This is a genomic window from Streptomyces sp. NPDC060049 (assembly GCF_042736715.1).
GTDB lineage: Bacteria > Actinomycetota > Actinomycetes > Streptomycetales > Streptomycetaceae > Streptomyces.
Map to the genome: position 1 here is coordinate 218,811 of NZ_JBHWVV010000006.1, position 18,536 is coordinate 237,346.

17 protein-coding genes are annotated in these 18,536 nt (G+C 72.6%); 9 read left to right on the plus strand and 8 right to left on the minus strand.

All coding sequences use genetic code 11. The annotated features are described in order from the left end of the window. The first annotated feature begins 13 nt into the window (after positions 1-13). The gene (gatB, locus tag ACFWBY_RS13525; RefSeq protein ID WP_385329570.1) at positions 14-1,522 is read left to right on the plus strand and encodes an Asp-tRNA(Asn)/Glu-tRNA(Gln) amidotransferase subunit GatB; all 1,509 of its coding nucleotides are present in this window, start codon (positions 14-16) and stop codon (positions 1,520-1,522) included. 66 nt (positions 1,523-1,588) lie between these two features. Here the strand turns inward: gatB and ACFWBY_RS13530 are convergent, their stop codons facing one another. The 3 genes from ACFWBY_RS13530 to ACFWBY_RS13540 are packed head-to-tail and all read right to left on the minus strand — an operon-like array spanning position 1,589 to position 4,647. Then, on the minus strand, positions 1,589-3,529 hold the full coding sequence (locus tag ACFWBY_RS13530) for a protein kinase (RefSeq protein ID WP_385329568.1): 1,941 nt from the start codon (positions 3,527-3,529) through the stop codon (positions 1,589-1,591). 60 nt (positions 3,530-3,589) lie between these two features. Beyond that, positions 3,590-3,826 (minus strand): DUF397 domain-containing protein, encoded by a 237-nt coding sequence (locus ACFWBY_RS13535; protein ID WP_385329565.1) that lies wholly within the window; start codon positions 3,824-3,826, stop codon positions 3,590-3,592. Beyond that, positions 3,823-4,647 carry a helix-turn-helix transcriptional regulator gene (locus ACFWBY_RS13540; protein WP_385329562.1) on the minus strand — a complete coding sequence of 275 codons (825 nt, stop codon included), beginning with the start codon at positions 4,645-4,647 and terminating at the stop codon, positions 3,823-3,825. Before ACFWBY_RS13540 ends, ACFWBY_RS13535 begins: the two co-directional genes overlap by 4 nt. A gap of 148 nt (positions 4,648-4,795) precedes the next feature. Here ACFWBY_RS13540 and ACFWBY_RS13545 point away from each other — a divergent pair, with 148 nt between their 5' ends. After that, positions 4,796-5,599, plus strand: coding sequence for an alpha/beta fold hydrolase (locus ACFWBY_RS13545; protein WP_385329560.1), 804 nt, complete (start codon positions 4,796-4,798; stop codon positions 5,597-5,599). Here ACFWBY_RS13545 and ACFWBY_RS13550 read toward each other — a convergent pair. After that, positions 5,559-6,170 carry a GNAT family N-acetyltransferase gene (locus tag ACFWBY_RS13550; protein ID WP_385329557.1) on the minus strand — a complete coding sequence of 204 codons (612 nt, stop codon included), beginning with the start codon at positions 6,168-6,170 and terminating at the stop codon, positions 5,559-5,561. The two genes, ACFWBY_RS13545 and ACFWBY_RS13550, sit on opposite strands and share 41 nt — an antisense overlap. Next, positions 6,167-8,305, minus strand: coding sequence for a penicillin acylase family protein (locus ACFWBY_RS13555; RefSeq protein ID WP_385329555.1), 2,139 nt, complete (start codon positions 8,303-8,305; stop codon positions 6,167-6,169). Before ACFWBY_RS13555 ends, ACFWBY_RS13550 begins: the two co-directional genes overlap by 4 nt. 70 nt (positions 8,306-8,375) lie before the next feature. Here ACFWBY_RS13555 and ACFWBY_RS13560 point away from each other — a divergent pair, with 70 nt between their 5' ends. Continuing rightward, positions 8,376-9,137: a siderophore-interacting protein gene (locus ACFWBY_RS13560; protein WP_385329552.1), complete on the plus strand. Its 762-nt coding sequence runs from the start codon at positions 8,376-8,378 to the stop codon at positions 9,135-9,137. A gap of 71 nt (positions 9,138-9,208) precedes the next feature. On the opposite strand, the gene ACFWBY_RS13565 is transcribed toward ACFWBY_RS13560, so the two are convergent. Then, the gene (locus tag ACFWBY_RS13565) at positions 9,209-9,727 is read right to left on the minus strand and encodes a DinB family protein (RefSeq protein WP_385329549.1); all 519 of its coding nucleotides are present in this window, start codon (positions 9,725-9,727) and stop codon (positions 9,209-9,211) included. 123 nt (positions 9,728-9,850) lie between these two features. Next, positions 9,851-10,660, minus strand: a complete 810-nt coding sequence (locus ACFWBY_RS13570) for a GNAT family N-acetyltransferase (protein WP_385329724.1) — start codon at positions 10,658-10,660, stop codon at positions 9,851-9,853. A gap of 60 nt (positions 10,661-10,720) precedes the next feature. On the opposite strand from ACFWBY_RS13570, the gene ACFWBY_RS13575 reads away from it, so the two are divergent. From ACFWBY_RS13575 to ACFWBY_RS13600, 6 genes are all read left to right on the plus strand, one after another. Next, positions 10,721-11,179, plus strand: a complete 459-nt coding sequence (locus ACFWBY_RS13575; protein ID WP_385329547.1) for a signal peptidase I — start codon at positions 10,721-10,723, stop codon at positions 11,177-11,179. Between the two features lie 103 nt (positions 11,180-11,282). After that, positions 11,283-13,532 (plus strand): MMPL family transporter, encoded by a 2,250-nt coding sequence (locus ACFWBY_RS13580; protein WP_385329545.1) that lies wholly within the window; start codon positions 11,283-11,285, stop codon positions 13,530-13,532. A 39-nt stretch (positions 13,533-13,571) separates the two neighbouring features. Next, a complete protein-coding gene (locus ACFWBY_RS13585) occupies positions 13,572-14,126 on the plus strand; it encodes a GNAT family N-acetyltransferase (protein ID WP_385329542.1) in 555 nt (184 codons plus the stop codon). Between the two features lie 127 nt (positions 14,127-14,253). Beyond that, positions 14,254-14,844, plus strand: a complete 591-nt coding sequence (locus ACFWBY_RS13590; protein WP_385329539.1) for a hypothetical protein — start codon at positions 14,254-14,256, stop codon at positions 14,842-14,844. Between the two features lie 209 nt (positions 14,845-15,053). Beyond that, positions 15,054-15,221, plus strand: a complete 168-nt coding sequence (locus ACFWBY_RS13595; RefSeq protein ID WP_385329536.1) for a hypothetical protein — start codon at positions 15,054-15,056, stop codon at positions 15,219-15,221. A gap of 81 nt (positions 15,222-15,302) precedes the next feature. Further along, positions 15,303-18,344: an AAA family ATPase gene (locus ACFWBY_RS13600; protein ID WP_385329721.1), complete on the plus strand. Its 3,042-nt coding sequence runs from the start codon at positions 15,303-15,305 to the stop codon at positions 18,342-18,344. On the opposite strand, the gene ACFWBY_RS13605 is transcribed toward ACFWBY_RS13600, so the two are convergent. Next, positions 18,341-18,505 (minus strand): DUF6191 domain-containing protein, encoded by a 165-nt coding sequence (locus tag ACFWBY_RS13605; RefSeq protein ID WP_385329534.1) that lies wholly within the window; start codon positions 18,503-18,505, stop codon positions 18,341-18,343. The two genes, ACFWBY_RS13600 and ACFWBY_RS13605, sit on opposite strands and share 4 nt — an antisense overlap. Between the last annotated feature and the right edge of the window lie 31 nt (positions 18,506-18,536).

The window sequence follows — 18,536 nt, forward strand, 5'->3', positions numbered from 1 at the left end:
GGGAATTTCCACTGTGACTGTCACCGAACTGCTGTCGTACGAGGACGCCCTCGCGTCGTACGACCCCGTCATGGGCCTCGAGGTCCACGTCGAGCTCGGCACGAAGACCAAGATGTTCTGCGGCTGCTCCACCGAGCTGGGCGCCGAGCCCAACTCGCAGACCTGCCCGGTCTGCCTCGGTCTGCCCGGCGCGCTGCCGGTCGTCAACGAGATCGGCATCGAGTCCGCCATCAAGATCGGTCTCGCGCTGAACTGCGAGATCGCCGAGTGGTGCCGCTTCGCCCGGAAGAACTACTTCTATCCGGACATGCCGAAGAACTTCCAGACCTCCCAGTACGACGAGCCCATCGCCTTCAACGGCTTCCTGGACGTCCAGTTGGAGGACGGCGAGATCTTCCGCGTGGAGATCGAGCGCGCCCACATGGAGGAGGACACCGGCAAGTCGCTGCACGTCGGCGGCGCCACCGGCCGTATCCACGGCGCGTCCCACTCCCTGCTGGACTACAACCGCGCCGGCATCCCCCTCATCGAGATCGTCACCAAGCCGATCGAGGGCGCCGGCGAGCGCGCCCCCGAGGTGGCCAAGGCGTACGTCGCCGAGCTGCGCGAGGTCATCAAGGCGCTCGGCGTCTCCGAGGCCCGCATGGACAAGGGCCAGATGCGCTGCGACGTCAACCTGTCGCTGCGCCCCACCCCCGAGTCCGAGTTCGGCACCCGCAGCGAGACGAAGAACGTCAACTCGCTGCGCTCCGTCGAGCGTGCCGCCCGCTTCGAGATCCAGCGCCACGCGGCGGTGCTCTCCTCCGGCGGCTCGATCGTGCAGGAGACCCGGCACTTCCACGAGGAGGACGGCTCCACCACGGCCGGCCGCATCAAGGACAACGCCGAGGACTACCGGTACTTCCCGGAGCCCGACCTGGTCCCGATCGCCCCGGCCCGCACCTGGGTCGAGGAGCTGCGTGCCGGTCTGCCGGAGATGCCGCGCGTGCGCCGCAACCGCCTCCTCCAGGAGTGGGGCGTCACCGAGCACGACATGCAGTCGATCCTCAACGCGGGCGCGGTGGACTCCATCGTCGCCACCATCGAGGCCGGCGCCGATTCGGCGGCCGCCCGCAAGTGGTGGATGGGCGAGCTCGCGCGCAACGCCAACGAGCAGGGCGTCGTCGTCGACGAGCTGCCCATCACCCCCGTCCAGGTCGCGCGCGTCGCGGCCCTGGTGGCGGCCGGTGAGCTCAACGACAAGCTCGCCCGGCAGGTCCTCGAAGGCGTGCTCGCCGGCGAGGGCACCCCGGACGAGGTCGTCGAGAAGCGCGGCCTGAAGGTCGTCTCGGACGAGGGCGCGCTCGGCGCGGCCGTGGACGAGGCCATCGCGGGCAACGCGGGCATCGCCGACAAGATCCGCGGCGGCAAGATCGCGGCGGTCGGCGCGCTGGTCGGAGCGGTCATGAAGACCACCCGCGGCCAGGCCGACGCGGCGCGCGTCAAGGAGCTCATCCTGGAGCGCCTGGGCGTTTCCGAGTAGTCGCCGAGCACCTACGGCGGCGGCCCCGCACCGGAATCCGGTGCGGGGCCGCCGTGCGTCCGGGGGTCAGCGCGACAGCTGCGGGGCGGCGATCACGACCGTGCCGTTGTCGCAGCCCTTGTCCACCTTGATGCGCAGCCGCAGGGCGCCGCTCACGTCGACCGAGTGGGTGATCGGCTTGCCCAGCTCCACGAGCTCGGAGAACGCGGCGGGCTGGCCGTCGAGCGAGATGCTGACGCGTCCCTTCTCGTTCGACGAGCCGTCGTCGATCCCCGCGGTGAAGTCCAGCTTCTTCCACTCGCGGTTGAGATCGAACTCCGTGTACGCGTCGAAGTTGCAGCTGCTTTCCTGGATGAACGCGGCTCCGTACTGCTTGGTGTTGATCTTGGCGGGGCCGACCTCGAATCCGCCCAGGTCCGAGACGGGGCTCATGACGGTCAGGTCGGCGGCCTTGATGCCCGGTGCGACCCCCGAGGGGGGCTGGGAACCCGTCGCGGTGGGCTGGGCCGTCGGGCCCGCGGTCGCGCCGTCGGTCGCGGAGGCCGACGGGGTGGGCGTCGGCCTCGGTGTCGGGCTCTGCGGGGCCGACGAGGACGCGGCGGCCTTGTCCCCGCCGCCCGCCGTATCCGAGCGGTCCGCGTCCTTCTTGTCGAGCAGGCGTACGCCGGCCAGCGCGGCGGCGGCCACCACCAGGACCGCGGCCACGGCCCCGAGCACCAGCCCGGTCCGCCGCTTCTTGCGCGGGGGAGGTTCGGGCGCCGGTTCCGTACGGGAGGCGGCCGCGGGCCCGTAGCCCTGCGGCACGCTCGCCTGAACCGGCGGGGTGTACGCGGGCTCCGCGGGTGGTGGGGTGTACACCGGCTGCGCCGGGGGAGGCGTGTACGCGGGCTCGGTGGGCGGCGGCGTGTACGCGGGCTCGGTGGGCGGAGGGGTGTACGGCGGCTGCGCCGGGACAGCCGGGGCCTCCGCCGGCGCGGACGGCGGGGCCGACGGCGGCGCCGCCGTCGGGGCGGACGAGGGAGGCGGTGGGGCCGCGGGCTTCGGCGGGACCTGGGCCGAGGCCTGGGCCGCGACCGGGAGCGCGTCCTGGACCACCCGCTGCGAGGTGGACGTGGTCGTGGACACCACCGCGCGGCGGATGTCCTTCATCCAGCCCGCCAGGTTCACCGGACGCTTCAGCGGGTCGGAGGCGTAGATGGAGGTGATCCGCGCCCGCTGCTCCGCGTCCAGGACGGCGAACTGCGGCAGCCCGGTGAGAGCGCGGGCCAGCAGGTCCGGGGTCGCGGGCGGCGATTCGCCGCTCAGCAGGAAGTAGGCGATGGCTCCGAAGGCGTACCGGTCCGCGCCCGGGGTCCGCTTGCCGTCGAAGACCTCGGGGGCCGCGTAGCCGGGGGTGAACCAGACCTCCGCGGTTTGGTGGTCGGCGGTCAGCTTGCTGAGGCCGAAGTCCACCAGGGTCGCCTGCCCGTGGGCGTCGACCATGACGTTGCCGGGGGACAGGTCACCGTGGATCACCTGGCGCCCGGACGGGGTGGCCTTCCCCGAGTGCAGCCAGTCCAGTACGTCGGCCAGCTGCTCCAGCGTGCGCATCACCTCGCGCCGCTCGGCGGCCGTGGCGAGGGTCCGCTCGGCCCGCCAGTCGCGCAGGTCGAGCCCGTCGACGTGGTTCATGACCAGGACGAGGGCCCGTCCCGTCAGCGTCCCGGACTCCCCGGGCCGGTGGATCGGCGGCCCCTCGAAGTGTTCCCGTACGCCCACGACACCCGGCCGGTGGACGAAGCGCAGCAGTTCCGCCTGCTCGTTCCACTTCTGGCTGATCCGGTCGAAGACCTCCGGGGTGATCGTGGTCTTGGAGTCGAGCACCTTCACGACCACGGGCTCGGATCCGCCGGCGAGCTCGATCTCCGCGAGATAGAGCACCGCCTCCCCGCCGCGCCCGATGGACCGGAGCAAACGGTAGCGGTCGGCCGCCGCGTCCGGTCCGATGTGCAGATTCTGGCTGGTCAATTTCCCCCCAGCGCCATTGATTTGAGTGGGAATCAGCTTCCCGGCGCGGGAGGGGGATGGTCAAGCTGCGGCGGTGACGAATGCGGCCCAGGCGCCCGGGGCCACGGTCAGGACGGGGCCCTCGGTGACCTTGGAGTCGCGGACGTGCACGGCGGCGGCGTGGGCGGAGACCTCGACGCAGTCGCCGCCCTCGTCGCTGCTGTAGCTGGACTTCCGCCAGTGGTAGGCGACTTCGAGGCAGTTGCCGCCCTCATCGCTGCTGTAGCTCGACTTGAACCAGGTCAGTGCGCGGGTCATGACTCTCCTAGCAGGTCGTCCAGCAGGCGCCTGCTGTCCTCCATGGACAGCGCCTGGTTCCGCAGGATCCCATATTTGAGACTCAGCGGATGGACCTCCTCGGGGTCGTCCAGCAGGAAGCTGACGCCCTGTCCTTCCAGGTAGGCGAGCTGGTCGTGGTCGCCGGTCTCCAGCAGCACCATGGGGCCGGCCAGGCCCGCATGGCTCTCGCGCGCGGTGGGCATGATCTGGAGCCCGAGGAAGGGTAGTTCGGCCAGTTCGCGCAGGTGGCGGAGCTGGGCCCGGAGGACTTCCCGCCCGCCGATGGGGCGTTCGAGGACCGACTGTTCCAGGATGTAGTGCATCATCGGCGGCCACGGCTTGCGCGCCAGCATGGTCTGCCGGGCCAACCGGGTGGCCGTCTGCACCTCGATCTCCTCCTGGGTGAGCGGCGGGTAGAGGCAGCCGAAGACCGCCGCCGCGTACTCCGGGGTCTGGAGCAGCCCCGGGATGACCGAGTTCTGGTACGAGAACAGGCTCTCCGCGTCCCGCTCGTGGGTGATGAAGTCGAGCGCGAAGGCGGGGTACCGCTCCCGCTTCGGGATCTTCGCCAGTGTCATGCTCAACAAGCCGCCGGTACCGAACAGATCGTCGAGGATCGCCGCCATGCGCGGCTGGAGGAGCCGACGGCCCTGCTCCATGGAGCCGATCGTCTCCGGGTCGGTGTGCAGGTACTCGGCCAGGCTCGCCTGGGTGTAGTTCGCCTGCCTGCGGAAATGCGCGGCCAGTGCGCCCAGGACCCGCCACGAGACGTTCCTCTGGGGCTTGTTGTCGTCTGCCATGCCTGCGACATCCCCGTGCGGGCGCGGGCTGACGCACCGTCGACCCGTACAGCGCCCGTACAAAAACCCCGGAGTTCTGTAGCGACCGCTCGTTAAATCGGGTACGGTTCTTTTTGTAGCGACCGTTACGGAAATCAGGGGATCCTTCGTGAGCACCGCACTGACCAGCACTTATGCCCGCACCGTCCGCAAGGGGAGCGGCGGGCCCGGACTGCTCCTCGCCCATGGCGCAGGGGGCTCGGTCGAGTCGAACTTCGGTCCGATCCTCGACACCCTGGCCGCCGGCCACACCCTCGTCGGCGTCGACTATCCGGGTACGGGGGCGACCCCGCGCGCCACGAGCCCGCTGGAACTGGACGAAATCGCCGACCAGCTGGTCGCCGCGGCCGACGCCGAGGGGCTGGAGCGGTTCGCCGTCCTCGGCTACTCCCTCGGCGGGAACGTCGCCGTGCGCGTCGCCGCCCGCTACCCCGAACGTGTCACCGCGCTCGTGCTCACCGCCACCTTCGCCCGGGCCGGGCAGTGGCTCGGGCTCATCGCCGACCTGTGGTCGGAGCTGGCCCGGCGCGAGGAGAACGAGCTGCTCGCGCGGCTCCTTCTGCCGCTCACCCTCGGCCCGCAGGCGCTGGAGGGCCTGACGGACGAGCAGGTGGAGGCGGCCGTACGCGCCACCGCCGCGTCCCTCCCGCCCGGCGGCGGGGACCACGCCGCCCTGGTGAAGGGCGCCGACCTGCGCGCCGACCTCGCGCGGATCGACGTACCCGCGCTCGTCGTCGCGACCACCGCCGACCGCCTCGTACCGCTGGAGCTCCAGCGGGAGGTGGCCGACGCGCTGCCCGGCGCCCGGTGGGCGGAACTGCCCACCGGACACCTGCCGTTCGCCGAGCGCCCGCAGGAGTGGGCGGCTCTGGTCACCGAATTTCTGGCAGGGCTCCCGACAGGTCGAGGATGAGCAGGCGCGCCTGCTTGGCCGGGAGGTAGACCTCGGGAAGGTCGATCTCCGGGAGCTCCACCTCCGGGCCGAGCGCGAAACCGGTGCGCCGCAGGCGGGCTATGGCCTTGTCGTTGCGGGCGTCCGGCTCGGCGATGACACGGCGGATCGTGCCGTCGGCGATCACGAACGCCATGAACGCGGTCAGCAGGGCTGCCGTGAAACCCTGTTCGGCTGTGCCCGCGTCGGGGCCGATCAGGAGGTGCACGCCGATGTCGCCGGGCTGGACCTCGTAGCACTCGCCGACCCGGTCCTCCGCGCAGTCGTACGTCTGGAACAGCGCGACCGGCGTCCCCTCGCGCCGCGCGAGGTACGCGTGGTGGGTGGTGCGGCGGTCCACGTCCTCGTAGATCTCGCGCACGAGCTCGCGGCTGGCCCCGCCCATGCCCCAGAACGCGGCACGCTCCTCGCTGACCCAGGAGTGGATCAGCACGGAGTCGGCGGCGGGGTCGACGGACGTCAGGGTGACGGTGCCGAAGCCCTCGACGTGGTGCGTGTGGACGGGCTGCCGGGCGGCGGGCCAGGTGGTCATACGGATTCCTTGGTGAGGCGGGCCCAGTCGGTGACGACGGGGACGAGTTCGCAGCGGGCCCACAGCGGGAGCTGGTCGAGGTGGTGCGGGCTGTCGGCGACGCCGTCCGCGCCGAGCGGCACGGCCCAGAGGCTGTCCTCGCGGCGGGCCAGGTCCCAGACGTAGCGGGCCGCCGAGGCGCGGGCGGCGAGGTCGGTGAAACCGGGCACGGTGGAGGTGGCGTTGACGCAGTCGTGGTCCCCGCCGAGGCCCGGCCACTCGGTGTCCGGGTCCGGCAGCGCGGACCAGGGGGCCAGCCGGTGGACCTGCGACCAGGGGACGTCGGGGGCCCCGGCGGCGGCCGTCTCCTCCAGGGCGGCGCGGACGTGCCCGGCACGGTCCAGATCGGGTAGCAGGGGGGTGGTGAGCAGGCCCTCCAGGGCGTAGCCGACCCGGGGGAGCAGGTACAGCCAGGGGTGGAACACCTCAGGGCCGGTCGGGGCGTCCGCGAGGCCGGCGAAGACCGGGTCGGCGGCGAAGCGGCGTACGGTCGCCGCCCGGAAGGCCGAGAAGACGGTGGCGTCGGTGCTGTCCGCGTCCATGTGCCGGTCCCAGCCGAGCAGTCGGGTGCGCAGCGCGGCGGCGGCGGGGGAGAGGCCGCCGAGCGCGGGCAGCAGGGCGAGCAGCGGCGCGGCGGAGGCGAGGTGCGTGTCCGCGTGCACGCCGGCCATGGCCTTCGGGGACCAGTCCGCCGATCCGGAGAGCAGTTCGCGGATGCGGTTGGCGCGGTGGGGCGGCGCGAACTCCACGCCCAGCGGGGAGGCGATCCCGCGCGCGTTCGCCATGACGGCGAAGCCCTGCACCGGCTCGGCGGGGGTCTTCGCCCAGCCCTGCCAGGCGTGGCGGGCGTCCGAGGCGGGCACCGGCCGCAACCGGTTGGCGGGGTCGCGCAGCGGGACGGCTCCGGCGACGCGGTGCAGCAGGCCGCCCTCGGTGTCGGCGGCGTGGACGACGTTGACGGGCTCGGCCCAGCCGTCCAGGGCGGCGTCGATGTCGGCGACGGTCCGGGCGCGCAGGAGCGCGGGCAGGGCGGCGAAGCCGAGATCGCGGCGGACGCGGGGCGGGTAGCGCAGCGAGAGGGTCCGGCTGTTGCTGCCGTTGCTGCCGTCCCGGGCGGTCGCGCCTTCCGCGTCGGTCGCGTCGTCCGCGTCGGCCTCGTCGGCCTCCCGGATGATCACGGGGCCGCGTGCGGTCTCCAGGACCTCCACCTCGACCGGATCCGCTCCGGCGACCGCGATGGTCTCGGTGTGGCGGGCGACCGGTTCCCAGGCGCCGTCGGGGCCGAGGGCCTCGACGCGGCCGTCCTCCAAGTGCCGCAACCGCTCGCAGTACAGGTCCTGGTAGTCGGCCATGGCGTTGGTGATGGCCCAGGCGGCGCTGCCGGTGTGCCCGAAGTGGGCGATGCCGGGGACGCCGGGGACGGCGAGGCCGAGGACGTCGTACTCGGGGCAGGCGATACGTATCTGCTGGTACACACCCGGGTTCTCGATGAACCGGTGCGGGTCGCCCGCGATGATCGCCGCTCCCGTGGCGGTCCGGTCGCCCGGCACCAGCCAGCCGTTGCTGCCGGCGGTGCCGGGGCCGTCGGTGGCGAACAGGGTGGCGGCTTCGTCGCCGAGGGCGCGGGCCACCCGCTCGCGCCACAGCTTCGTCGCGAAGCCCGCGAACAGGATGTGGGTGGAGATCCAGACGGCGAGCGGGACCCACGGCTCCCACGGCTCGGGGGCGTGCGCGAAGCGCGTGTCGCGGGCGGCCCCGGAGGCCAGCCCGTCGTTCACGCCGGCGACGTACGCCCGGACCCAGTCGGCCGTTTCGGGGTCGAGCGCCTCGTAGCAGCGGCGCGCGGTGTCGGCGAGACGGCTCTGGCGGGCGAAGCGGTCCCAGGGCACGGATCCCGCGCCGAGGAGGGAAGCGCTCGCGCCGTCGGCGCGCAGGTGCTCGATCTCCAGCTGCCAGGCACGGTCGAGGGCGGTGGTGCGCCCCTGGGCGTAGGACAGACGGAGCGGGTCCGGGGCGCGGAGGTGCGCGATGCCCCAGGTGTCCCGGTAGAGCTCGTAATCGTCGTCGTCCTTGTATACGTCGTCCGTGCTGCTCACAAGGCTCACACTCTTCCCCACGTGCAATTAGGTTAGGCTGCCCTAACTATAAGGGGAAGGTAGGGGTGCGATGAGCGTCGCGAGCGGGGCGGAGAGAACGGCCAAGGGCTGGGAGGGCGTGGTCCTCAAACTGATGCGGGGCAAGGACTTCCGCTTCACCGTGACCGGGGCCGAGCAGGTCACCGAACACTTCCGGCGCCTGCGGCTGACGGACGGCGGACTGCTCGCGGCGGCGGGGCAGTCGCTTCATCCGACCATGTGGGTACGGCTCTGGTTCGCAGCCGCCGACGGCAAGCCGCACCAGCGGGCCTACACGCTGGTCGACCCGGACCCGGCCGCCGGTACCTTCTCGCTGGAATTCGCCCTGCACGACGGGGTCGCGAGCGACTGGGCGCGGCGCGCGGCGCCGGGCGACACCATCGAGGCGACCGTCCAGGGCACGGGCTTCACTGCGCCGGATCCGGCCCCCGCGCGGCTCCTCGTGATCGGAGACCCGGCCTCGCTGCCCGCGGTCAACTCCCTGCTGGACGCGTTCCCGGACACCCCGGCGACGGTCTGGTTCGAGACCCAGCACGCGAGCGACGCCGAACTGCCCCTACGGGCACACGCGGACCGCCACGACGTACGGCGGGTCGAGCGGGGCGCGGGCGCAGGCGCGGCGCTGGCCGAGCGCGTGCGCGCCGAACTCCCGCCCCTCCTCGGCGAAGCCGGGTCGGCCTACGTCTGGCTGGCCTGCGACACGGCCACCACCCGCACCCTGACGAGCTGGCTCCGCAAGGACCTGGCCCTGCCGAAGATGCGCGTCAACGCCCTGGGCTACTGGCGCCCTTGACGCGCGGGGACCCGGCCGCGCCGCCGCCGTACGGCGCGGCCCCGTAGGGGGGCGGGCTCATGTGCCCGGGCTCACGCCCCCGTGGTGCCGTCGATGGCCTCGCGGAGGAAGTCCGCGTGGCCGTTGTGGCGGGCGTACTCGTGGATCATGTGCAGCATGAGCGTGCGGAGCGAGGCGTCCTCCTCCCACTTCACGACGTGCGCCGTCACGTCCAGGGACTCGGCGGCCGCCTCCACCGCACGTGAGTGCTCGACCTCCGCCTCCCAGGCCGCGAAGGCCTCGGCGCGGGTCGAGCCGGAGGCGTCGTAGGCGGCCTGGAAATCGCGCTTGTCCGACCACAGGTGCGGGACGTCCGCCCCGCCCATCGTCCGGCGGAACCAGTGCCGCTCGACCTCCGCCATGTGCCGGACCAGCCCCAGCAGGGACAAGGTGGAGGGCGGGGAAGCCTGGAGGCGCAGTTCCTCGTCGGTGAGGCCGTCGCACTTCCAGGCGAGGGTCGCCCGGTGGAAGTCGAGGTAAGCGCGGAGCGTCTCGCGCTCGCCCCCGGTGAGGGGCGGGCCGACGCGCTGGGTGGGTTCTGTCGCTGCCATGCCTGTGATCTTGCCCCGTCGGGACGGGCCGTGGAAGGCGTTCCGGGCGACTCGTCGGGGACCAGCCCGTCTCTCGCGGATCCCGCCGGCCGTCACCGGCAGGCGGGACTCTCGCAACGCGCCCTAGCCCTCCCACACCCACGGCACCGTGACCCCGAGCACCTCGAAGCCCAGCCGCTCCAGGATCGGCCGGCTGTCCCGCGACGCGTCCACCTGGAGGTAGCGGATGCCGCGCTCCGCCGCCACGCGGGCGCGGTGGGCGACCAGGAGGCGGTAGATGCCGCGGCCGCGCCACCGCGGCACCGTGCCGCCGCCCCACAGGCCCGCGAATGAGGTGCCCGGGCGCATCTCCATCCGGGCCGCGGACACCGGGACGTCGCCCGCCATCGCCACGACCGCTTCGATCGTGTCCGGCTCGTCCCGCCACAGGTTCACCATCAGCTCCCTGATGCGCGGCCGGTCCGCGGCGAAGGCGCCCCGGTGGGCCCGCATCATCAGGTCCACGCCCTCTTCGTCGGTCACCACCCGCAAGGTGATCCCCGCGGGCGGCTCCGCCGGGAGCTTCGCGAGCTCCGACGTCCGGCCGATCATCAGCGTCTCCGCCGGCTCCGCCACGAAGCCCGCCGCGCGCAACCGGTCCCCGAGGTCGGCGGGGCGGTCGTAGTCGTAGAGCTTCCACTCGAACTCCGGCGCCGCGATCTCGCCCCGGGCGGCCAGCCCCGTGAAGTACCCCACCTGCTCCGCGATCACCGCATCCGCGGTCCCCTCGTCCAGGTCCGACCAGAGCACGGTGCTGCCGCCCGCGCCCGGCACGATCTGGCGTACGACCGAGCCCGCCCGCTCCACGCGCGCGTCGCTCGTGTCGGGCCGCGCCTCCCGGCGCATCTCGGTGTCGAACTCGGCGCGCAACTTCAGCAAGGCGTCTCGATCCATCGTCATCCGGCCAGCTCACCAGCCGTCACCCACCGGCACAACTGCATTAACCTCACCCGGGTGAGCGACCCCGGACTCCCCGCCCCCGCCGTGTACACCGGCAAGGCCGCGCCCGACGCCGCGGTGGACCGCGGCTGGCTGCTCGGCCATTTCAAAGAGGCCGGCGACCCCCGCCACAGCGAGGACGTGGAGATCAAGTGGGGCGTGCACCCCAAGGGCGAGGAACGGTCGCGCTGGGTGCGCGGCGAGTCCCGAACGGCACTGCAGGTGCTGATCAGCGGCCGGTTCCGCCTGGAGTTCCCCGGCCGCAGCGTCGTGCTCGCCGAACAGGGTGACTACGTCGTGTGGGGGCGCGGTGTGGACCATTCCTGGTACGCGGAGGAGGACTCCGTGGTGCTCACCGTGCGCTGGCCCTCGCTGCCCGGCTACCGGGCCGACGACGGCGCCGCAGCCCGCCCCCTGCCGCCTGTGACGATGCCCACGAAGGCCTCCGACGATCACGGAACGCTGCGATCGTGAAGGGTGGAGGCCGTAAGTTCTGAGAAGCTCGGCGTTCAGTGTTCAAGCGTTCTTTGCGACGGGCCCTTCCCGGTGAAGACCGAACCACCAGGGAGCCCGTCCGTTGGCAGCAATCGCACGGTGGTGCATGCGGCACCGCCTCGTCGTCGTCATGCTCTGGCTCCTCGCCTTCGGCGGGACCGCGGCTGCCGCGATCGGCGCCGGAGCGGCGTTCTCCAACGACTACGAGGTCCCCGGCACCGAGTCCAGCAAGGCGCACGCCCTGCTCCGGGAGGGCTTCCCCGGTCAGGGCGGTGACGCCGGCACCATCGTGTGGCGGGCCCCGGACCACCAGAGCGTACGGACGCCCGCCGTCGAGGAGCGCATGGCGCGGGCGCTCGCTTCGATAGCCGCACTGCCGGGCGTCGGATCGGTCGCGGGCCCCTACGGCGGCGAACCCGAGAGCACGGCCCGGATCAGCGCCGACGGTCGCACCGCCTACGCCGTGGTCACCTTCGACCAGCCGGCCGACTCGGTCCCCCCGTCCGAGGCGAAGGCCGTGGTCGACGCCGCGAAGAACCCGACGACCCAGGCCGACGGCCTCCAGGTCGAGCTCGGCGGCCGCGCCATCGGCCTCACCGAGGCCCCCAGCGCGCACCTCGCCGAGGTGATCGGCGTCGCCATCGCCGCCGTGGTCCTCTTCCTGGCCTTCGGGTCGCTGGCCGCCAGCCTGCTGCCCATCGCGACCGCACTGGTCAGCGTGGGCACCGCCTATTTCGGCATCACCCTCCTCGGTCACGCCATGCCGGTCGCCGACTTCGCCCCGATGCTGGGCACCCTCGTCGGCCTCGGCGTCGGCATCGACTACGCGCTGTTCATCGTCACCCGCCACCGCAAGGGCCTCCAGCGCGGCCTGCCGGTCGAGGAGGCGGCCGAGAACGCCGTCGCCACCACCGGCCGGGCCGTCGTCTTCGCCGGTGCCACCGTCTGCATCGCACTGCTCGGCATGCTGGTGCTGCGGCTGAACTTCCTCGACGGCGTCGCGATAGCCGCCTCCCTCACCGTGGTCCTGACCGTCGCCGCCTCGGTGACCCTGCTGCCCGCCCTCCTGTCCTCCATCGGCACCCGCGCGCTCTCGCGCCGCGAGCGCCGCAGACTGGCAGTCGAGGGCCCGAGAGCCGAGTCCGTCACCGGCTTCGCCGCCCGCTGGTCGGCCTTCGTCGAGCGCCACCCGAAGCTGCTCGGCCTGGTCGCCACGGCAATCATGGCGGTCCTGGCCCTGCCCGCGCTCTCCCTCCACCTCGGCACCTCCGACCAGGGCAACAACCCGGCCACCTCCACCACCCGCAAGGCCTACGACCTGCTCGCCGACGGCTTCGGCCCGGGGACCAACGGCCCGCTGACCGTGGTCGCCCGCCTCGACGGCGCCGGCGACCGGCTGGCCGTGGACCGGCTGGCCGAGTCCCTCCGGACGACCAGGGGAGTGGCGTCCGCGGGACCGGCCGTCTTCAACCGGAGCGGCGACACGGCCGTGGTCACCGTGGTACCGGACTCCTCGCCGCAGACCAGGGCCACGAGCGACCTGGTCGACAGGCTCCGCGAGGAGGTCGTCCCGCGCGCCGGGCACGGCAACTCCATGCGGGTCCACGTGGGCGGCGTGACCGCCGGCTACGACGACTTCGCCGCCGTCATCATCGGCAAACTGCCGCTCTTCGTCGGAGTGGTCATCGCTCTGGGCTGCGCGCTCCTGCTCCTGGCTTTCCGCTCCATCGGCATCCCCGTCAAGGCGGCCGCCATGAACGTCGCCGCCGTCGCGTCCTCCTTCGGCGTCGTCGTCGCGATCTTCCAGTGGGGCTGGGGCAGCGAACCGATGGGCCTGGGCAGCTCCGGCCCCATCGAGCCGTTCCTGCCGGTGATCATGGTCTCGGTGCTCTTCGGACTGTCCATGGACTACCAGGTCTTCCTCGTCAGCCGGATGTACGAGGAGTGGCTCGCCACCGGCGACAACAAGCGGGCCGTCCGCGTCGGCCTCGCCGAGACCAGCCGGGTGATCAACTCGGCGGCGGTCATCATGATCTCCGTCTTCCTGGCCTTCGTGCTCAGCGGCGACCGGCTCATCGCCATGTTCGGCATCGCGCTGGCCGTGGCCGTCGCCCTCGACGCCTTCGTCCTGCGCACCCTGCTCGTCCCTGCCCTGATGCACCTGCTCGGCGGCGCCAACTGGTGGCTGCCGGCCTGGCTGGACCGCAGGCTGCCGCGCATCAGCATCGAACCCCCCGAACGACGGCCCCGTGCGACACTTCCGGCGCAGCGGGCCGGCGCCGTCGACGCCACGAGCGAGGACGGCACCGAGCCCGCCACAGCATCCCGGTGACGCGGTCGACCGCCGCCCGAACCCCAAGGACGAGCCCGCATGTTCTCGATAGACCTCGCCGAAGGCGCCCAGCTGTTCCCCCTGGAGATCCGGCACGCCGAGGAGCTCCTGGCGCACATGGACCGCGGCCGTGAGCACATCGGGCAGTTCGTCGGACTTCCCGACGTCGTCGCGGACATCGAGGGAGCCCGGTCCTACCTGGCGGCCTACGCGCAGAAGGCGGCCACCGACACCGGGCGCCTCTACGGCATCAGGGTCGAGGGCGTCCTCGTCGGCGGAGTCCTCTTCCGCACCTTCGACACCGGCAGCGGCACCTGCGAGGCCGGCTGCTGGCTGGAGCCCGCCATGGTCGGCCGCGGCCTGGTGACGAAGGCCTGCCGGATCCTGATCGACTGGGCCTTCCGCGAGCGCGGGATGCACCGCGTCGAATGGCACGTCGCCTCCGCCAACAAGAAGAGCGTCGCCGCCGCCGAGCGCCTCGGCATGACCCGGGACGGCGTCCTGCGGGAGAACGACCTCTACCGCGGCGTCCGCCAGGACACCGAGATCTGGTCGGTCCTCGCCCACGAGTGGCCCCCGGCCGCTCCCGCGTAACCGCGCCCGCGCCCACAGCCGTTGCCGCGCCCGGCCCCCGTCCCCCCGCGGACCCGGGGCCGGGCGGCGCGGGCGGTCCCGCGGGATTCTCAGACACCTCTCATACAAGCCGCCTACGGTGCCCCGCATGGACACCAAGAAGACCCCCGCCCCGACCGCTCCCGAGGCGGACTCCCCGGCCGACCTGAAGAAGGCCGACACCGCCGGCGAGACAACCGTCCCGGTCGCCGCCGACGCCGCCGTCACCGGCCTCGGCGACGAGGAGATCCCCGACGAGGAGCTCGACTCGGACCTCGACGACGAGTTCGACGCGACGGCCGACGCCGAGCGCGGCAACGGCGTGGGCGCCGGAGCCGGCGCGATCGTCGCCGCCGGTCTCGGCCTGATCGCCCTCAGCGGCAGCTGGGTCTCCCGCGTCGTGGCCGAGCGATCGAACCTCATCGGCCAGATCGACTCGGCCAACGCCACCAGCACCGAGGCGAAGATCGAGGCCCTGTACGGCAACGCCTGGCAGCTGACCGCCCTGGTCAACGGTGTCCTGTCGACGGTCGCGCTGCTCATCGCCGTCCTCGTGCTGGCCCTCCCGGCCTTCGGCGCCCCCGGCCGCACGCTCCCCAGCTGGGTCCGTGCCGTGTCCTGGGCCGCCGTGGCCATCGGTGCCATCGGTGTGATCGTCTTCGGCATCATGTACTTCCTGCCCCTTCCCAAGGTCGCCTAGGCAGTAGGCGGTCTCCACCAGGTCTTTCGTGCTCGCCCCTCTCCCGTCTAGGTATTGCCTCAGCCCACCTCGGGGACCTTCCGCCCCGGACTAAGGACCCCCGGTACGCCCGGATGCGGCATGCTCCCGATGTGCCGGTACCCCCTGGGGCGCGAATCTTGGATCACACCGAACGAGGTGCCCGAGAGAACGCACACAGGGAGTACGAGATGTTCGAGTACGAGATCGCCACCGCCCGCCGCAACGACCTCATCCGTGAGGCCGACGCGTACCGCCTGGCCCTCGAGGCGAAGAAGGCCCGCCGCGTCTTCTCCCGGTTCCAGGAATCCGAAGGGCCGGTGAGAAGCCTGCGGGGCAGCTTCACCCGCGCCGCGTAGCCCCGCGCCGCGAACCGCGTGAATCGCCGCGTGATGAGAAGCGCACCGATAACGAGTGCCGGTGAGCAGGGCCCCTGTGCGATGCTCGGCGGCGTGGAGACCAGATCTGTCAGCCCGGTGTTCGTCGGCCGAGCCGACGAACTGGCCGTTCTCACCGACGCCCTGAGTCGTGCCGCCGGCGGCCAGGAGCCGCAGGCACTGCTCATCGGCGGCGAGGCAGGGGTCGGAAAGACCCGCCTCACCGAGGAGTTCCTCTGCGAGGCCGACCGCCGCGGCGCGGTCGTCGCCGTCGGAGGCTGCGTGGAGATCGGGGCGGAGGGCCTTCCCTTCGCCCCGTTTTCGACGGCCTTGCGCACCCTGCACCGGCTGCTCCCCGCCGAACTGGCCGCGGCGGCCGCCGGCCAGGAGGACGAACTCGCGCGCATCCTCCCCGAACTCGGCGAGACCCCGCGCGGCCCGCACGACGAGGAGAGCACCGCCCGGCTCTTCGAGCTGACGGCCCGGATGCTGGAGCGCCTCGCCGCCGACCGCACCGTCGTCCTCGTCCTGGAAGACCTGCACTGGGCCGACACCTCCACCCGGCACCTGCTCTCCTACCTCTTCCGGGCCCTCGGCAGCGGCCGGCTCGTCGTCGTCGCCACCTACCGGGCCGACGACGTCCACCGCCGCCACCCGCTGCGCCCGCTCCTCGCCGAACTGGACCGCCTGCGCACCGTCCAGCGCATCGAACTGGCCCGCTTCAACCGGGCCGAGGTGCGCCGCCAGCTCGCAGGCATCCTCGCCTCGCAGCCCGACGAGGACTTCGTCGAATCGGTCTTCGACCGTTCCGACGGAAACGCCTTCTTCGTCGAGGAACTCGTCGCCTCCCGTGCCGGCGGCTGTCTCACCGGCCTCACCGAATCCCTGCGCGACCTCCTGCTCGTGCGCGTCGAAGTCCTCCCGGACGCCTCGCAGCGCGTCGTGCGCATCGTCGCCGAGGGAGGCTCCACGGTGGAGTACGGCCTGCTGCGCGCCGTCACCGGGCTCACCGAGGACGAGCTGATCGAGGCCCTGCGCGCCGCCGTCGGCGCCAACATCCTCACCGCCACCTCCGACGGGGACGGCTACCGCTTCCGCCACTCCCTCGTCCGCGAGGCCGTCTCCGACGACCTGCTGCCCGGCGAACGCGCCCGGGTCAACCGCCGCTACGCCGAGGCGCTGGAGGCCGACGCCTCGCTGGCCCGCGCCGAGGAGCGGGTCATCCGGCTCGCCAACTACTGGTACTACGCCAACGACACCACCAAGGCACTGCCCGCCGTCCTCGCGGCCTCGGTGGCCGCCCGGCGCCGGCACGCCTACTCGGAGCAGCTGCGGCTGCTGGAACGGGCCATGGAACTGTGGGAGGGCGTCCCGCAGGAGGTGCGCGGCGAACTGCGTCCGGCGGACTACACCGAGGTGTACCCGCCCTGCGGCTGCGACCCCGCGACCACCCCGTTGCAGCGCCTCGACCTGCTGGCCGAGGCCACCGTCGCGGCCCGCTTCGGCGGCGAACGCGAACGGGCCCTGAAGATCACCAAGCTCGCCCTGCGCTCCCTGGACGACGGCCACGACCCGTTGCGCGCCGCATGGTTCTGGACCGAGCGCTCCCGGCTCGTCGTCAGCCTCGCCCGCGGCGACGGCTGGGAGGAGCTCGCCATGGCACAGGAACTGGTCCGCGGGCTGCCCCCGTCCCAAGTGCACGCCGAAGTCCTGGTCCGGGCCGCGAGCTGGGGCATGCTCCACGATCCGGGCCCCGACAACCTGGCCGCCGCCGAACGCGCCGTGGAGTACGCGCGGATGGTCGGCGCCGAGGAGACCGAACTCAACGCCCGGATCACCATCGGCACCCTGCTCACCGACGCCGGGGACCCCGAACGCGGCCTCGCCGAGATGTACGCGGTCAAGGACCGGGCCACCGAACTCGGCCTCGGCATGCTGACAGGACGCGCTCATATCAACCTCACCTCTCAGTTGGAAAGCATGGGCCGGTCCCGCGAAGCCGTGGAACTGGCCGAACAGGGCGTCGCACTGGTCAAGAAGTCCCGGCTGATGGACTCCGAGGCCTGGGTCCGAGGGAACCTGGCCGAGAGCCTCTACAGCCTCGGACGCTGGGAGGAGGCCGCGAAGGAGGCCCGGCTCACCCTGAGCCTCGTCAGCAGCGCCGCTCCGCGCGCCTCGGCCGCAGCACGCCTCTCCTACCTGGCCCTGGCCCGCGGCGAGCTCGCCGAGGCCGCCGGCCAGCTCAGCGCCGCCCGAGCCCACTTCGGGGCCCACGACGGTCAGCCCCAGCACCGGATCCCGATGTTCCGCCTCGGGATCGGCCTGGCCGCGGGGGAGGGACGGATAGCCGACGTCCGCACCCAGGTCGCCGAGGCCATCGCCTACGGCTTCCCGCTCGGCCACCACCGCTACGCCTGGCCGCTGCTGCTCGCCGCCGCCACGGCCGAGGCCGACGCCCGGGGCCTGCCGGCCGCCGAAGCCGGCCGGGCCGAGGCACTGACGGTCCTGCGCACCGCCGCCCGCGCCCTGGCTGCACCGGTCCCGGTGTGGGTCGCCCACTCCGAGTACCTCCGGGCCGAGCTGCTGCGCGCCGAGGGCCAGGACACGGTCGCCGACTGGACGACCGTGGAGGAAGCCGTCAGCCCGCTCGAACGCCCGTACCTGCTGGCCAGGGCCCGCCACCGGCTCCTGGAGGCCCTCCTCGCCTCCGGGGGCGACCGGGACGCGGCGACCGGGCTGCTCCACCAGGCCCATGCGACGGCGCAGGAGCTCGGCGCCCGCCGGCTCCGCGAGGACCTGGCCCTGCTCGCGCAGCGCGCCAGACTCCCGCTCACCCCCGCGTGCACCCCCAAGGACGCTTCCGCGCCCGACGCCGACCCGGTCCAGGCGCTGGGCCTGACCAGCCGTGAACGGGACGTCCTGCGCCTCGTCGCGGCAGGCCACACCAACCGACAGATCGCCGAGGAGCTCTTCATCTCCCCGAAGACGGCCAGCGTGCACGTCTCGAACATCCTGGCGAAGTTGGGCGTCGCGGGCCGCGGCGAGGCGGCCGCCCTGGCCCACCGGCTACGGCTCTTCGGACCGGTCCCCCCTCAGGCGGCCTAGCCCCGCGGCTGTTCCTTCGGGCGTATGAGCACCTTGCCGGAGTCCAGGTCTATCGGACCCTTTCCCGGGTCGCCGTCGTTCACGTCGATCCGGGAGAGCTCCAGGCGCTTCTTCTCATCGTCCGCGTTCTTGCGTCCCGGGCTGAAAAGCTCCTCGATCATGTTGAACACCGCACCCACCGTGCCTTTCGTC

Bases quoted from the DNA above. Each gene is read 5' to 3' on its own strand.
- ACFWBY_RS13570 (WP_385329724.1), bottom strand. From the start codon at position 10,660: ATGGATCGAGACGCCTTGCTGAAGTTGCGCGCCGAGTTCGACACCGAG.
- ACFWBY_RS13560 (WP_385329552.1), top strand. From the start codon at position 8,376: ATGAGCGTCGCGAGCGGGGCGGAGAGAACGGCCAAGGGCTGGGAGGGC.
- ACFWBY_RS13565 (WP_385329549.1), bottom strand. From the start codon at position 9,727: ATGGCAGCGACAGAACCCACCCAGCGCGTCGGCCCGCCCCTCACCGGG.
- ACFWBY_RS13550 (WP_385329557.1), bottom strand. From the start codon at position 6,170: ATGACCACCTGGCCCGCCGCCCGGCAGCCCGTCCACACGCACCACGTC.
- ACFWBY_RS13585 (WP_385329542.1), top strand. From the start codon at position 13,572: ATGTTCTCGATAGACCTCGCCGAAGGCGCCCAGCTGTTCCCCCTGGAG.
- ACFWBY_RS13600 (WP_385329721.1), top strand. From the start codon at position 15,303: ATGCTCGGCGGCGTGGAGACCAGATCTGTCAGCCCGGTGTTCGTCGGC.
- ACFWBY_RS13605 (WP_385329534.1), bottom strand. From the start codon at position 18,505: ATGATCGAGGAGCTTTTCAGCCCGGGACGCAAGAACGCGGACGATGAG.
- ACFWBY_RS13595 (WP_385329536.1), top strand. From the start codon at position 15,054: ATGTTCGAGTACGAGATCGCCACCGCCCGCCGCAACGACCTCATCCGT.
- ACFWBY_RS13590 (WP_385329539.1), top strand. From the start codon at position 14,254: ATGGACACCAAGAAGACCCCCGCCCCGACCGCTCCCGAGGCGGACTCC.
- ACFWBY_RS13540 (WP_385329562.1), bottom strand. From the start codon at position 4,647: ATGGCAGACGACAACAAGCCCCAGAGGAACGTCTCGTGGCGGGTCCTG.
- ACFWBY_RS13535 (WP_385329565.1), bottom strand. From the start codon at position 3,826: ATGACCCGCGCACTGACCTGGTTCAAGTCGAGCTACAGCAGCGATGAG.